This window comes from Enterorhabdus sp. P55 (assembly GCF_009911695.1).
Lineage (GTDB): Bacteria > Actinomycetota > Coriobacteriia > Coriobacteriales > Eggerthellaceae > Enterorhabdus.
This window is the reverse complement of record NZ_QWKK01000004.1, coordinates 29,933-46,164: the sequence shown is the minus strand read 5'-3', so window position 1 is coordinate 46,164 and position 16,232 is coordinate 29,933. Positions and strand designations below refer to the sequence as shown.

Below are 16,232 nucleotides of genomic sequence, written 5' to 3'. Positions count from 1 at the left end.
AGGAAGGCCTGGGCCTCCCAGGCGGAGAGCGTGAGCCCCGCGCCGTCGATCTTCTGCTCGACCTTCTGCTCCTGGATGGCGCCGCTCGCATCGGGCACGTACTCGATGGTCTCGACGAACCAGCCGACGAACTCGAAGCCGGCGTTGGCCTTAGCCGTGGCGCCGGTCACGCCATCGGTGCTCGTGGCGTCCAGGTTGGGGTTGGAGGTGACGTCGAGCGTGCCGTCCACCACCTTGTAGGTGACGGTGTAGGGGTCGAAGTCCTCGTCCGGCTCGTTGCCGCTCTTCTCGGCGAACTTGCACACCAGGAGCAGGTCGGCGTAGAGCCCGTCGGCGTCCTTGCGCTTCTCGAGCTCGGCCACCACCTGGTCCTTGGTGAGGGAGGCGCGGGCGCCCGCCACCAGCTCGTCCTTGGCGACGGACACGGTCTCGTAGACGAGGTTGCCGTTCTCATCCTTCTTGGGCTCCATGACGGGGTTGCCGTCCTTGTCGAGCACCGGCTGGAGGATGGGGTTGCCGTCCTCGTCCACGACCAGGCGATTCTCCTCGATATACATCGGCTCGCCGTAATCGTCGTACTTCTGGTGGCCGTCCTCATCGAGGACCGGAACCTTGACCTTCTCCCACTTCTCCTCCAGCTTGGGCACCATCACCTGCCGCTGCTCGTCCACGTAGGTGCGGACGTACCAGCCGGCGAACTTGTAGCCGTTGGCAGGCAGCGCCACCGAGCCGGTGACGCCCTCGGTGGAGAGCACCTGGATGTCGGCGTTGGTCTTGGTCTCCACCTCGCCGGCCGAGACCGACACCTCGGTGCCGTCGTCCTGCTCCTTGACGTAAGGGTCGGCCTCGTAGGTGACCGTGTAGGTGCGGTCGCCCTCTGCCTGGAACTTGGCGACGAACGCCGTATCGGCATACAGGCCGTCCTTATCCTTGGCCAGGCGCGCCTTGGCGTCGGCGGCGGTGAGCGTCAGGTCCTCGGTGACCTTGGCGTCGGTGTAGGTAGGCTCCCCGCCCTCGGACTCGGGCTCGCCGTAGGTGCGCAGGTACCAGCCGGCGAACTCATAGCCCGGCTTGACCGTGGCGGTGGCGCCCGTGACCTTGGCGGTGCTGAGCTTCTGGTCGACGTTGCTGGCCGCAGACACGGTGCCGCCCTCGGTGGCGGTATAGCTCACGGTATAGGTGAGCGCCGCGTCCGGCGTGAACTTGGCGGTGAAGGCGGTATCCGCGTAGAGGGTCTCGGCCGGCGTCTCGCCTTCCGCCTCGGTGGTGGTCGTGTTGAGCGCGGCGATGACCGCGGCGGCCGTGAGCTCGGCGTCGCTGCTGATGCGCTTCTCCGTGACGGCGCCATCGGCAGCCTTCTGGGTGACGTACCAGCCCTCGAAGGCATAGCCGGCCTTGCTGCGCGCCTGGACGCCGGTGACGCCCGCGGTGATGAGGGCCACGATGTCGGTGTTGGAGGCGCTCGCGCCCCACTCGCCGAAGCCCACTTCCTCGCCGTCCTCGACGGTGCCGAGGGTGCGCACCTCGCCGTTGCCGTCGGTGCCGTAGGTGACCGCGAAGCGCGCCTCGGTCTTGGGGCTGAACTTGGCCACGAAGGTCACGTCACCCGTGAGCTTGCAGCCCTCGCCCTCGGTGGTGAACAGGCCGGCCACGTCCTCGCGCGAGAGCACGGCAGCCTGGGTGACGGCCGTGTCGGTCACGCCGTCGTCGCCGGTGGTGCGCAGGAACCAGCCGTCGCACTGATAGCCCTCGGATGCCTGGGCCTCGGCGCCGGTGATGGTCGAGCCGTCGGCGGGAACCTTGCGGTTGTCCGCGCTCGTGCCCCACGCGCCGGGCTTCACCTCGTCGCCCGCGCCCGGCTTGTAGCCGGCAGTGCGCACCTGGCCCTCGCCGCTGGCGAGGTAGCTCACGGTGAACTTGCGCTGCGACTCGTCGACGAACTTCGCGACGAAGGCGGCGTCGGTGTAGAGGCCGTCATCGCCCTTGAACTGGGCGTCAAGCACCTCGCGCACGTCATCGGCGGTCAGCTGGAGCTCCTCGGTGACGAGGGTGTCCACCTCCGCGCCGCCCGCATCGCGCGTGCGCAGGTACCAGCCGTCGAAGATGAAGCCCGCAGCCGGGGCGGCGGTCGAGCCAGTCACCTGGGCGGTGCTGAGCGCCTGCATGGCAAGGTCGCCCTCGTTGGAGACGGTGCCCTTGTCCTTGTCGGAGGACGCGTAGGTCACGGAGTACTTCCGCTTGTCATCGGCCTTGAACTTGGCGACGAAGGTGGTGTCGTCGTAGATGGTGGCCGGCCCCGTGCTCGGCGGCTCGGCCTCGCCGGAGCCGTCGGCGTCGCCCGCGTCACCCGCGTCGCCAGAGCCGTCGCCAGAGCCGTCGCCGCCCTCGGCGTCGGCGCCGGGGCCGGGCTGCTCGGGCTTCTCGGTGTCCACCGCGGCCTTGGTGTTGAGGTTGGCCGCGATGAGCGAGGGGGTGAGCGCCGCCACGGCGCCCTCGATCTTGGTATCGGTGAAGGTACCGTCCTCGTTCTTGACGCGCTTGTACCAGCCCTCGAAGACGTAGCCGGGCTTGGCCTCGGCCGTCGAGCCCGCGATGTCGCCCTCGGCGTAGGCCGAGTTGGCCGGCAGCTTGCCGGCGAAGGACGGGTCGGTGCCCGGATCGACGTCCGGATCGACCTCGCCGCCCGTGTCGGCCACGTAAGATACCTGGTAGGTGGGCACGGTGGAGGGAATGTCCTCCACGTCGCCGCCGCCGCTCACGCCGCCGCCGGCCGAGCCGATGGAGCTCAGCACGTCGGAAAGCGTGCTGTCGCGGCTATCCAGGTTCAGGCTGGGCGGGATGTTGGACGGGTAGCGCAGGTTGATCATCTTGCCCTTGTCGGGGCCCTCTGCCGTCACGCGGCGCACGGCATCGGTGCCGGCAGCCAGCTTGGGCGTGTCGGTCAGCTCGAACACCTGGCGGCCGCTGCCGTTCTTGTCGAGCAGGCTCACCGTCACCGTGAGGTCGGTGGTGTGGTACGTGGGATTGGTGATGCCGCCGATGGTCAGCTGCGCCGTGTCGCCGTCCGCGCGCGGGCGGGAGTGCAGCAGCGTAGCCGGATCCTGGCCCGTGTACTTGAGGGTGATGGCGGGATCGTTGTAGTGATCCACGTTGCCGCGCGGACGATCGGCCCGGTGGTTGTAGAAGCGCACGTAGTTGTACACGCGCGAGCCGTACTGGCTGTGCACGCCGTCGGTGAGGTAGGTGCCGCGCTGATGCGCGGTGGTGTAGGAGCTGATCAGCCTCAGGCCCGTGTCGTTGGAGTAGCCCCACACGTCATGGTTGTTGTCACCGCCGCCGGGCACGATGTACTGCAAGTAGCCGTGCATGGGCGCGCTGGCCGCGTAGAAGTCGGCGCGCAGGGCGGCGTCGCGATAGGACGGCAGGTCGTTGGCGCTGCCGTAGGCTGCCGTGTTCTCGGACTCATGGTAGGCGTCGGTGCCCAGCTCTCCCGTCAGCTGGGTGATGATGCGGATGGCCACGTACTCGCCGGGCTCTACCTGGCGATCCTCCTGCGGGGTCATCACGTCCTCGTACACCGGCTCGCCCTGCTCGTTGACCTTGTCCGAGCCGTCGGGGTTCTTGGCCTGCTGCTCCACCCACTTGTCGGCGCCCAGCTTGATCATGAGCACGCGGTTCTGGTCGTACTGCTCCACGCCGCCCACGACGGAAAGGTCGGTCTGGGCCGGCGCGTCGCGCAGGGCCGCCAGGGCGTCGTCGCCTATCTCGGCGGTGACGGGCAGCCCCGTGGGGTTGTCCTCGGTCCAGGTGCCGTCGGCCTGCTTGACCTTCTGCACCTCCCAGCCCACGATGCGCTGGCCCTTCTCCACCTGGAAGCGGGCGTCCACCGATTCCAGCGGCACGTCGTACTTGCCGCCGGGGGCGTCGGCCGCCTTGTTGCCCACGCGCACCACGTATTCCACGTAGTCGCCGGCGTAGAGGGCGCCGTCGGGGATGTTGGCGTCCTTGGCCTGGGACTCCGGGCTGTAGGACACGGGCGAGGCCACGTCATTGTTGGAGTTGTCGTAGCCGAAGATGGTGGTGTCCACGCCGTTGAGGGTCACCTGCTTGCCGCGCACGCTGGAGGTCTCCATCTGCGCCAGGCGGTGGAACAGCACGTTGTCGGCGTAGGGGTCGTGGTTGAGCGGCCCCACTTGGCTCACATAGTTGGGATCGTTGACAGAGCAGTGGTTGGGATCGCGCGTGCGCACGCTCGTCACGGCGAGCGTCTCGCGGCAGTTGATGTCCGGATAGGCCATGCCCTGCTTGTTGCCGGCCGGCGTGGCGTACTCGTTCCAGTTGCCCTTCGTCAGGTCGGTGTAGGTGGTCTCCTGCGCGCTCAGGAAGTCGTCGAGCGTGCGGTCGACGTACACGCCGTCGTAGGCGAAGGCGTAGTTGTAGCGCCCGCCCTTGGCGTTGTCCGGGTCGCCCGAGAGGTACTGGCTCGCGTCGAGCATCGTGTCTTCCTGCTTGCGATGCGCCGTGGGCGAGTTGTAGCTGATGGTCAGGTCGCTGATGCGGCTGTTCACGTAGGTGCGGTTGACCGTGGTCAGGTCGGGCGCGTAGCCGGGGATGAGGTTGGTGGCCGACACGGCGGTGTAGGTGACCGGCTGGATGCCGTTGGCACCGCCGCTCGTCTTCCACAGGTTGAACTGCTCGCGCAGGTACTTCTCCAGGTCAACCTCGTAGCAGTCGGCGTAGGGGCCGCTGGCGAGCGGCGCGGCGGACACGATGCCCATGCCCGCGAGCGTCGGCCAGTCTACGGATACGGTACGTCCGTTGTAGACGAACGAGAAGTTCTCCACCGCCAGCCACGCGGGCTGGCCCTCCGCCGTCTTGGGGCAGCTCGGGTCGGTGGGCACGAGCTGCTTGGGGACGTAGACCTTCTGCATGCGGAAGTCGCCGGAGGTGGTGGCCTTGAGCGTCACCTGGTTGATGTGGGACGCGCGGCCGTAGTTATCCGGGTCGGGGTTCTGCGCGAGCGAGAAGCGGTCGCGGATGTTCCAGAAGCGCGCCTCGAAGGTGCCGTGGGCCGGTGCCAGGTTGTCGGCGGCGGAGAAGTGCGACATGCGGCCCGCGCCGGTGATGTCGTGCGTCGTGCCGTCGGCGCGCTGCATGCTGTAGTGGTAGCCGAAGGGAATGAGGTAGCCCAGCAAGAAGGCGTTGTCGGTGTTGACGAAGTCGTCGCCGCTGCCGGAGGTGCCCAGGCCGTCGGTGCCGTGCCAGTACTCCTGCTTGCCCTCGCCCAGGCCGTCGCCGTAGCGGCGCGTGAACGTCTGAGACGTGTTGTTCACGTCGGAGTTCACCGTGGGGGTCTGGTTGACGTAGGCGTAGGGACGGCCGTAGACGCGCACGTCGGGGTTGTCGCGGTCGGCGTCGTAGTCGGCGGCGTGCTTGCGGCCCACCTCCTGGGTATGATCGCCCGCGCCGCCGAACTCGTTGAGCACGATGTCGTAGCTGTCGACGAACTCCTCCGCGCCGAGGCTCAGGCGGTAGGCCGAGCCGTTGTCGATGGCCGCCTTGAAGTCGGTCGGCGACTCGGGAACGTCCTCCTTGAGCCCCTTCGGGCGGTTGAAGTAGATGTAGACGCCCTTGCCGGCGGCCTCCGCGGCATCCACGCCCAGGTCGGCGCGGCTCACCGTGACCGAGCGCGTGCCCGCGACGGTGCCGTCGGCGTTGTACTGCTCCAGGTGGAAGATGACCTCCTTCACGTGGGGCAGCACATGCTGGCTCGCGGCGTTGTCCTTGCCAAGGATCTGCATGCCGGTGGAGAGGAAGCCGTAGTAGTCCATCTCGGCATCCGGCTTGCACACGGGCATGACATCGCGCAGCACGGCCTCGTCGGTGAACGAGAGCTTGTTGCTCCACTGGTTGTACTGGGCCCACCCGTAGTGGCGCTGGAACGACACGGTGAAGTACTGGTCGCTCGCGAAGCGGATGGCGGTGCTGCCCTCCAGGCCGTTGATGCCGTCGCGGCCGTTGGTCAGGTTGCTCAGGTGGCCCTTGCGCGTGTAGGCGCCGGCCTCCACCACCGCCGCGCGGGCGCGCGTCCACAGGTGGCGCATCTTGTAGGGGGTGTGCCCGTGATGGCCGCTTTGCACGTAGTCCTGGTAGGACCAGTTGGAGCGGTAGGCCTGGGCGGCGTTGCGGTCGCCCGAGTCGTAGCGCACCTGCGCCTTGTGGTAGGGACGGTCGCCGCTGTTGCCGTTGTCCGTCGTGCCCGGCGCGGCGGCGGTGGAGGCGGTGTCGCCCAGGCGCATCTTCACGTTGGTGGTGGAGTAGACCTCGTTAGTCACCTTGTAGAAGCGGCCCGACACCTCGAAGGCGTCGTAGTTCGGGTCATTCCAGCGGAACCACGTGCCGAAGTCCACCTGCTTGGCGTGGGCCTCGGTGGCGTCGGTGTACTGGTCCTGGTTGATGGACACGTTGTAGACGATCTTGACCACGCGGTCGCCCGCGGCCGGGTCCGAGCTGTTCCAGTACCCGGAGTAGGCGTCCTTGAAGTAGGCGGCCTCGTTGTTGCTGAAGTCCGCCACGTGCTTGCCGGAGGCGTCCTTGGCCAGCAGGTTCAGGCGGAGGTACTTCTGGCCGTCCACGCCCGTGCCGTTGCCGTTGTGGCGGTTGGCCATGATGGAGGCCTTGTCCGCGACGAAGCTCGAGCCGTCGGCGTAGTAGACGGTGATGGAGTTGAGGTAGGGCACCGCCGCGTCGCGCACGCGCACGTAGTAGGCGTCGAAGGCGTCAGACGGGATGGTCTGCTCGAAGTCGAGCACGGCTGCGCTGTTGTAGGTGCGCCCGTCGATGGGGCTCGCGTGGTTGCCCGCGCGCCCTTCGGAGCACCAGGTGAAGATGTTGTAGCCCGTGCGGTGCTCAGTGCACCACTGGTTGCACCACTGGTCGTAGTGGCAGGCGGCCTCCACGCCGTTCGTCCCCGTCAGCTGGCGGAAGTCCACCGTGTAGGAGCCGAGCGCCTTGTAGCCTACCTCCAGCTGCTGGTCGATCTCGGTGCCGCCCCAGCCCCAGTAGCTGTTCCAGTAGTCATGATCCTCGTCGAAGGCGTACGACCAGTTCTCGTAGGCCTTGCTCTCGTTCGCCATGTCGTTGTAGGCCACGCGCGTGTTGGCGTCGAAGAACATCTTCGACATGCGCACCTCGGTGCGGTCGTTGCGCTTCATCTGGTAGTAGTAGTTGTCGTCTACCTGCGCGTTCTCGCGGATGTTGTTGAGGAACACCGTGGTGTTGGCGCTCAGGCCCGTGATGGTGGTGCCCAGGTCCTTGTCGCTGAAGCCGTAGAAGTAGATGCGCTGCACCTCCGCGCCGCCGGCAGCCTGGTAGGTGCGGCGCTCCATGTCGCGCCAGTCGAGCAGCTTGACGTTGGTGAGCTCCTGGATGCCCAGGTCGATGAGATCCTTCTCCGTGAGCTCGAAGCTGCCGTCGGCCTGGATGGCGAAGGTGCGCGCGCCGCTCTTGAAGCCGGCGAGGTCGCCGGTGGTCGCGTCGATCTGCGGCTCGAGGGTGGCCTTGAGCGAGGCGGTGGCCTCGGACGAGAGCGCGCCGGTCAGCTGGATCTTGCCTGGCTTGCCCCACTGCTGCAGGTACTCGGCCGCGATGACCATCTTGGTGGTGTGGAAGCCGGTCCACGCCGTGGCGCTGCCGGTCACGCTGCCGCCCGGGGGCGTGACGATGCCGCTCTCGCGCGCCAGGCCCAGGGCCAGGTCCACATCGGCGTCGTCGATCATGTTGTAGGCGTGGCTGTTCTCGAACTGCGCCCACAGCACGAAGTCGCGGTCATAGGGAACGCTGACGCGGGTGATGTTGTTGTCACTCGTGGCCGTGGTGCCGTAGCTGCCCTCGCCCATGTCCACGTACTTGCCATGGGTGGTCACGTTGAGGTAGGGGCGGCCCGTGAGCAGGCTCGGGTCTCGGCGCGTGGAGCGGGCGACGTAGTTGCCGCCGGGGAAGCCGGTGCCCGTCTGCACGGCGGTCATGACGCCGTCCATATGCACGGTGGTGTCGTAGTTCGACCACCACGTGGTCTGGCCCTTGAAGTCGGCGGTCATCTGCTGCCCGAAGTACGCCGGGTCTATCACGTCGTAGTTGAGCGTTACCTTGCGCAGGTACTTGGACGCCTGCGCGGTGAAGTCGGCGCCCGCCGTCAGGCCGGCATCGGCGTCGGTGTGCACCACCATCTTGTAGCTGCCGTCGGGCTGCTTGTAGGCCTGCAGCTGATCCGGGGTCAGTGACACGCTGGGCGTGGTGGGAACCGCGCCCGTAGCGGAGTCGACGAAGTAGAAGTTGACGGACTTGAGCGTGGACTTGCCCAGGCGCGAGTTGCCCGTGCCGTCATCCAGCTCGTCCCAGTACTTGCCCGCGTCCACCACGCCGGCGCTCAGCGTCACCTCCTTGGTAAGGAAGCCGTACACTTCCGCCGGGTTGCTCACCGTGAGCTTGTTGCCCACCGACGTGAGGTCGTAGGTGATGACGTTGTAGTCCGAGCGCGAGTTGGTGTTGTTGTTCGCGGTGAAGTGATAGCCGGAGCCGTCCGCGTAGTGTACGACCTCCACCGGGTCACCCTGGGCGGCGGCCATGAGCGGGGCCGTCTGGCCAGGGGCGGTGTACGCGTCGCGGTAGGCGTAGGAGCTCGACGCCCAGTCGAACCACCCGATGTAGCTGCGCCACGACTCCGTGCGGCCAATGGAGTGGTTGCCGGCAGCGTCGTTGTAGCGGTCGTCGATGGGTCCGAACGCGCAGCTGCCCGTGGTGTAGCGGTACTGGTACATGGGATCAGCCGGAACCCAGTAGCCGTTGTGCTGGCTCGTTGCCGGCACCCAGTAGCGGTTGGCGTTGTTCACGGCCGCGCCGTGGGTCTCCATCATGCCGTAGATGCGCGCCACCAGGGTCTTGTCGTCCTTCACCCACTCGTTGAGCGTCTGGTAGTTCAGGCGCACCTTCTTGACGCCGATGTTAGTCACCGTGCCGTTGACGTTGGCCTTGAAGGGCAGCGTCAGCACGCCCGAGGCGTCGATGAAGGGAGCCAGGTCGTCCATGGTCAGGCTCAGGGCCTTGGCGCCGGTGTGATCGTACACGTCGATGCCGTGCAGCGTGCCCGAGGAGTGCACCCACGCGCCCTTGTCGTTCTTGCTGAAGCCGGCTATCACCAGCTCGCGGCCGACGAAGCCGCGGAACTCGCCGCGGTTGGCGTCGGTGTCGGCGGCCATCTCGTCAACGGCCAGGTCGAAGTACACCTCATCGCCCGAGCACTCCGTGTTGTTGGTGAGCGAGTACTGGAACCACGCCTTCTCGCGGGCGGGGTTCTCTCCCCAGCGGTAGGGCACGACATCGGCCGCCACGTTGATGCCCGCGCGGTCGCCGGCGCCATGGCGCACGCCGGAGTCGTGGGCGGTGCCGTCAAGCGACCAGCCGGCCGCCATGGTGATCTGCGGGTTGATGGTGTTGGCCGTCAGCTTGGCCGACGCGGTGGAGGACTTCTCCTTCGTGTCGTTGTCGGCCTGGTCGCCCAGGTGCAGGGTGCGGAACGTGCCCGACATGGTACGCGTGCCCATCTGCGTGGGCATGCCGTGGATGATGACGGCCGTGTCGTCGTAGCTGCCCGTGGGCGTGGCGGTCACGTTGGGGTCGTAGCGGTCGAAGTACACCTCCACGCGGGCGAAGTACTCGCCGTTCCACGCGGAGGAGGGCAGCACGATGCTGCCCACGGCGTCGGCGCCGTACTCGGTCGCCTGCGCGCTGCCGGCCGCCACCAGGTACTGCTGGAGGTCGGCGCCGCCGGCCGCGCCCGCCCTCCAGGGGATCTCCACGTAGTTGTCAGCCTCGGCGTTCACCGAGTAGTACAGGCGCACCTTGCTGATCTGCCCCTTGGCCAGAAGGCCCTTGGTCAGCGTGACCGAGGAGGTGTCGTAGCCGCGCTTCTTCCCGTCGATCACCTGATAGGTCAGGTTGGACGTGCTGAACACGCCGGGGTCGACGTAGGAGTCGTTGGTGTTGCGCAGGCGGAAGTACCAGCCGGAGCGCTTGGAGTTGAGCGGGCCGGACTGGGTTCCCCCGGCGGCGCTGAACTTGGGGCTCTTCTTCACGTCGTAGGCATAGGCGTCCACCACCGGGCTGGCGTTGTACGGCGCCAGGATGGCCTCGCAGGGATAGCCGGCGATGTACGTGCCGTTCACATCCTTGCCGATGCTGCTGACGTTCATCGTCTCGTCGATCTGCTCATCGCCGTTGTCGTCGAGGTAGGTGTACCAGCTGCGCAGCTCGCCCTGGACCTTCAGCTGGCTGTCCAGCCAGGTGGTCGTGCCGTGAATCTTCACGCGCGGGCCATGGTCGTTGCCGCCGACAGCCGCCGATACGTTGGCGTTCATCTCGTCGAAGCGCACCTCGATGCGGCTGAAGTAGTTGTTGCCCCACTGGGCGGGCGTGAGCGTCACGCTGCCGTCGGCCGCCTTGAGCGGGGTGATCTGGTCGGTCGAGTCGTTCTTCTTCCAGGAGTAGGTGACCTCGTTGTTGTCGGCATCGAGCGCCACCACGACAATCTCGTTGACCGTGTTGTTGGTGCAGTCGAACACCTCGCTGGAGATGAGCACCGAGTCGGTCTCGAAGCCGCGGCGCGTGCCGTCATGCATCTCGTAGGGCATGGCGGTCGTGCGGAAGCGGCCGGGCTCGAGCGCGGTCGGGCTGTAGTTGCCCCAGTGGAACGCGAACCCGGAGCGATTGCGCAGCAGCGCCGAGGGACGCTCCCGGTTCCAGCTGCTCCATCCCAGGCCGTCCTCGTAGGCGTTGGCGTAGACGCGCGGCTGAGCCGGGTTGACGTTGAGCGTGCCGCTGCCCGTCGCCTTCACCGGCGTGCCGCCCAGCTGGTAGCTGGTGGTGAACGTGCCTGTCACCGTGTACTGGCCGGTGTAGCTGGTGGTACCGCGCAGGATGACGGTGGGCGTGCCCGTGGCAGCCGGCGAGGCCGCGTTGGGGATGTCGCTGGCGAACTTGTCGAAGGTGATCTCCAGGCGCAGGAAGTAGTTGTTGTCCCGGCCCGAGCCCGCCCACACCGACTTGGGAATGACCACGCTGCCGTCAGCCTGAAGGTAGGTGCTCGCCAAGGTAGCGCGCGGGATGTCCTTGTAGGTGATGTTGCTCGCGGACGATCCGGAGCCGAAGTTGTAGTTGGGGTTCTGGTACCACACGCGGATGCTGGAGATGTTCGAGTTGCTCCACAGCGCAGGCGAAAGCTCGATGGCGCTCGTATCGAATCCGCGATACTCGTTGATGCGCAGGCTGCCATCATACAGGCCGGTGAAGCGGTGGTCGGCCACGCGCATGTTGGTAGTGGTGAACGTGCCCGGCTCGATCATGGACGAGGAGTTGTTGCCCAGGTGGAAGATGAAGCCCGAGCGCGACTCGTTGAGCGGCGCGTTCTCGGTGCCGTTCCACGCGCTGAAGTTGGGCACGGCCGCGCCGTCGGGCGTGTCGAAGCCCGCGCCGCCCACCCAGGGACGCACGCCGCTCTCGGGCAGCAGGCTCGCCTGGGAGGTGGCGCCGTAGTACTTGGCGGTGTCGTACTTCTGCGCGGGGACCACCCACTGCTTGCGGCCGTACTCGCCGTCGACGGTGTTGGTGTAGCGGCCGTCCGCGCCGTTGCTGATGGGCGAGCGCATGATGCCGTGGATGGTGATGTCCACGGGCAGGTTGGTGTTCTTCGGCAGCTCGTTGGCCATGAGGAAGCGCATCTTGCCGGTGAAGGCCATAGACGTGCTCGTGCTGCCCACGACGGAGTTGCGCGGCTTGGCGGCGATGCCCCTGGCCTCCAGCTGCGCGGCGATGCCGTCAGTGCTGGTCGTGCCGCCCACGCGGTAGATGACGTAGGCGCTGTCGTTGGGGTCGGGGCCCACGTACTGCGGGCTTCCTGTCAAGGTCACCCACTGGCGCGGGGCGGTGGGGCCGCCCTTGTCAGGGCCGGTGCGCACCTCGAACTGGATAGCGCTCGCGGGGCTGCCCGCGCCGTCTATATAAAGGTAGTCGGACAGGTCGTAGGGGACGGTGTCTCCCGCCACCAGGTGATCCTTCTTCATGCGGAACTCGACGTTCACCAGCTCGTAGTTGTCGGGCATGGTGTCGTTGATCACCGCGCCAAAGGGCAGGGAGAGGTCGTTGGAGGAGACGGGCATGTTGCCCGTGGTCTTGATGCCGGAGATGCGGTACTTGGTCAGATAGCCCAGGCGGTCGCGCGCGTCGCCCGTCCAGTTGTTCCCCAGGCGGTTGTAGGCCTCCTTCGTGTACTCGAAGCCGTTCTTCGCCTCCTTGAACGAGTCGGAGTTGTAGAGCGTCTTGGCCCAAGAGTAGTCATCTTCGCCGCGGCCGCCGAAGTAGACGGTGGTCGTGGTGTCGAGCGACACGTTCGGATACACCTTGTTGCCGTTCATCGTGAACGGCGTGAAGTTGTTGGTATAGGGCAGCGCCAAGAGCATGACCATGTGGTCGTTGTCCCCCTGCGGAATGAGGGTGCCGCCTTCGTTTTCCGTAATACGGACAGAGATGGAGTTGTTGAAACCACCCGTCACGTACGGGAGCTGCGTGACCAGCGGCTCTCCCGTGGTCGGGTCGGTCTTGCCGAGGAAGTCGTCGATGTTGGTGAACTTGTCGAGGTCAAGGCCGCCGTTTTCCACGCCGCTCCAGATGATGTCATCCACATTGGTGACGTCATAGATGAGCACGCCGCCTTCCATCGGCTTGCCGATGAGGTTGTCGTTGCCGTTGGGGCCCTTCAGGTTGGCCGAGGGGTTCTTGATCGCCGAGCCGTCTTCGGCCCAGAAGGCCATGACGTCCTCAAGGCGCATGCCGCCGCCACCCTGCTCGTTGGTGGGGTACTTGAACACGTTGCCGAAGTAGTCGATGAGGGTGTCCTTGTCCTCCGACGTGTTCACCGTCTCCACGCGGTACACCATGTAGTTGTACCGGTCCCACATGGCAGGGCTCCACATGTTGGTGACCGTGGTGTTCCACTGCAGGTTGGTCTTGATGAAGGTCATGGTGCGGTTGTGGATGTCGCCCGTCTCCATCTTGCCGGGATCGCGGTGGAAGTTACCCGTGTGCTTGGTGGTCATGTCGTTGTAGAGCGTCGCGTCGCCGCCTATGAGGACGGTGGCGCCCGTGTTCTCGGGGATGGTGCCGCGGAACTCCACCTGGAACTCAGGGCGCTTGAAGTTGACGTCCATCTCGCCACGGGCGTTGAGGCCCTTGTAGGAGAACGTGAACGAGCCCACCAGGCCGTCCTTGTAGTGAATGTTGTAGGTGGATGCGGTGATGGAGCGGTTGCGGTCGTCCTTCACGTCCCACTGGGTGAAGAAGCTCGTATCGGGGATGAGGCGCAGGCTCATCTCGCGGCCGACGTTGTATTCGTGGTACTTCTTGATGGCCGCCTGGTAGTCGTCATAGGTGTAGGCCTGCCACACGGAGTACTTGTCGTCGAAGTACAGGTAGGGGATGTTCACCGTGAACTTCGTCTTGTTCTGCTGATCGCCCAGATAGCCGATGTTGAAGCTGAAGTCGGCCGTCAGGTTGATGCGGGTGATCTCCAATGACCCCTTGATGAGCCAGGTGTTCACCGTGCCCGGGAGCGCCTCGTTCTCGGTGAGGAGCGTGGAGTACGGATCCATGATGTTGTTCCAGTCCACCGCCGCACGCGAGCTGCCAGCGGCGCGGAGCGGAGAGCGCATGACGGTGAAGCTGCCGCCGACGGCCATCAGGTTGTCCACCGTAGGCGCCATCGGGACGGTCGGGCCGTCCTTGAGCTCGACCGACGGGCCGGTGGGCGGGGTGACGCCGTTCTCGTCGGGCTCGGCCGGGGCGGCGGGCTCGTCGGCGGCATCGGGGTCGTCGGCGGGCTCGTCATCGCCGGGAGCCGGCTGCTCGGGGGCCGCGCCGCGCTCGAAGGTGGCGGCGAGCTCGGTGATGTCGGTCAGGTAGACGGGCTTGCCGTCGTCCACCGAGCCGGCCTGCAGGCCGAAGGTGGCAATGACGGGCTGGTAGCCGGGCGTGGCGTCGGGCACGGCGCCCTCGGGCAGCGGCGCGTCGACGAGCGCCGACTCGGCGAAGGGCGCGGCCACCAGCAGCCGGCGCTGCTTCTCGGGCTCCACGCGCCCGGCGGCCTTGTCGCGCAGCACGCGGATGGTGCCGTCGGCAGCCAGCTCGTAGGGGATGGGCTCCAGGCCGAGCGCCTCGATGGTGGCGGGGTCGGCCGCGTCGATGGTGGCGATCTGGCGATCGGTCAGGTCGGTGACGTCCAGGATGACGGCGCCGCCCTGGCCGGGCACGCCGCGGTAGGTGTTCTGGGCCAGGGTCTCGGCGCTCACGTCGACGGCTGCGCCGGCGGCCAGCTGGTCGACGTAGCCAGCAGCGCGGGCGGCCTCGTCGTCCCCATCCTTCGCCACGCGGAAGCGCGCGAGCGATGCGGTGGAGATGCCGCCTTCGCCCTGCCAGTCGGCGCGCCACTGCGCAGTGAGCGCCAGGGAGCTCGCGGCCACCACGTCACGCGGCATGGCGAAGGTGGCCAGCGCGTGCCACCAGCCGGTGCCCGCACCGTCGGCTTGCGGCATCGTGGGGGTGCCCAGGCTGGAGACGGACAGCTCGGCCTTGGCCTTGGAGTCGGCGTTGGTGAGCGCGATGGCGCCCGACGCCTTGCGCAGGGCCTTGCCGACGGTCACCGTGGGCTGAGCCTCGGGAGACTCGGGGTCGATGGCCGCGGCGGCCTCCTGCTCCTCGGTGAGGGGCGCGGTGTAGCTCTGCAGCTCGAAGCCGTAGGAGACGTTGACGGACTCGTCCTCGGGCACAGCTCCGGTAAAGCCCAGCTCGAAGGAAGGGCTGGCCGCGGCCACGTCGACGGCGGAGAGCTGGCCGGGGCGCTCAGGGTCGGTGCCCTCCCAGCGCAGGATCACGCGGCCGGACACGCCGGCGCGCAGGTCGGCGTCGGTGAGCGCGACGTAGGCGCCGTCGTGCTCCTGCCACAGCGACCAGCCGGCCGGCACGCCGTCGGCGAACAGGGCCACGCGCGGGGCGCGGGCCGTGTCGTCGGGATTGGCGGCGCGGGCGGCGGCTGCGGAGGCCACGGCCTGGTAGTCGGCGGGCGCGTCGGCCTTGGAGGCCTCGGACCACAGCGCGGTGCGCAGGCGCCACTCCTCCTGCGAGAGCGTGGCGGAGAGCGCGTCATCGGACACGCGGTACAGGTAGGGCAGCTCGATGGTGGCCGTCAGCACGTCGCCGTCGGCCGAGCCGGCCACGTAGCCGCCCTCAAGCAGCTGGCCCAGGTTGCCCAGGTCAAGACGGGCCTTCGCGCGGTTGGACTTGGCGTAGAACGTGGTGCCCTCCATGAGCGGCGCGCCCCACACGTCGATGAACGGGTTGATGCGGCTCGCCACGGCGGCCGCGTCCTCGGTGTCGTCGGTGAGGCGGGGAAGCACGTCGGCCGCATCCGTCAGGGACGTCGGCTTGAGCGAGGCCAGCACGTCGGCGTCCAGCGGCTCGTCGGCCACCTGCTGCAGCAGGGCCGCCTTCGCGGCGGCGGGATCCTGAGGCTCGGCGGCGGGCTGGTCGGCAGCGGCGTCGTCCTCGGCAGAGGGCGCTTCGGTGTCGGTGTCGGCGCCGGTGGTGTCCTCGGCAGGGGTCGCGGCGTCGTTCGCGGCGTCTGCGGCGGCGGGATCGTCGGCATCCGCGGCGGCCGGGTCGTTCGCATCGGCGGCGGTCGGGTCGTTTTCGTCCTTCGTGGCGTCGTTCGCCTGCTCGGTGGCGGCGGTGGCGTCGTCGTTGGACACGTCGAACATCAGGGGACGCAGGCCCGTCACGTCGAACAGCGTGACGGCCAGGAGCACGGCCATCACCGCGGAGACCGCGCGCACCCAGGGACGCGTCCGGAACGAGTTAACCACCTGGTCAGCGGCGGTCTTCGCATCCCCGCTATATACGCGCGCGCGTGCGGCCGCGCGTGCGCGAGCGCGCTCAGCCCGCTCCAGGGCACGACGAGACGCACGGGAGCCCGTGGATCGCGCTGCTACGTACGCCTCGTATGCCTCCTCGCGGGTAGCGTCGTCGCGAGGAGGCTCGGCCGAATCTAAGCGCTGTCCCTCGTCCATGAGCGCCTGCATGCGCGACGGGTCTGCCTCGTGGTGATCGGGAAAGCCTGTTCTGCCGTTCAT

1 protein-coding gene (cut by a window edge) is annotated in these 16,232 nt (G+C 67.3%); it reads right to left on the bottom strand.

Going from position 1 to position 16,232, the window contains the following annotated elements:
* Positions 1 to 16,232, bottom strand: partial view of an InlB B-repeat-containing protein gene (locus D1643_RS00825; RefSeq protein WP_160707681.1) — the beginning only. The gene continues 20,416 nt to the left of window position 1, outside the view; the window shows 16,232 of its 36,648 coding nt (coding positions 1–16,232); the start codon lies at positions 16,230 to 16,232; its stop codon lies beyond the left edge, outside the window.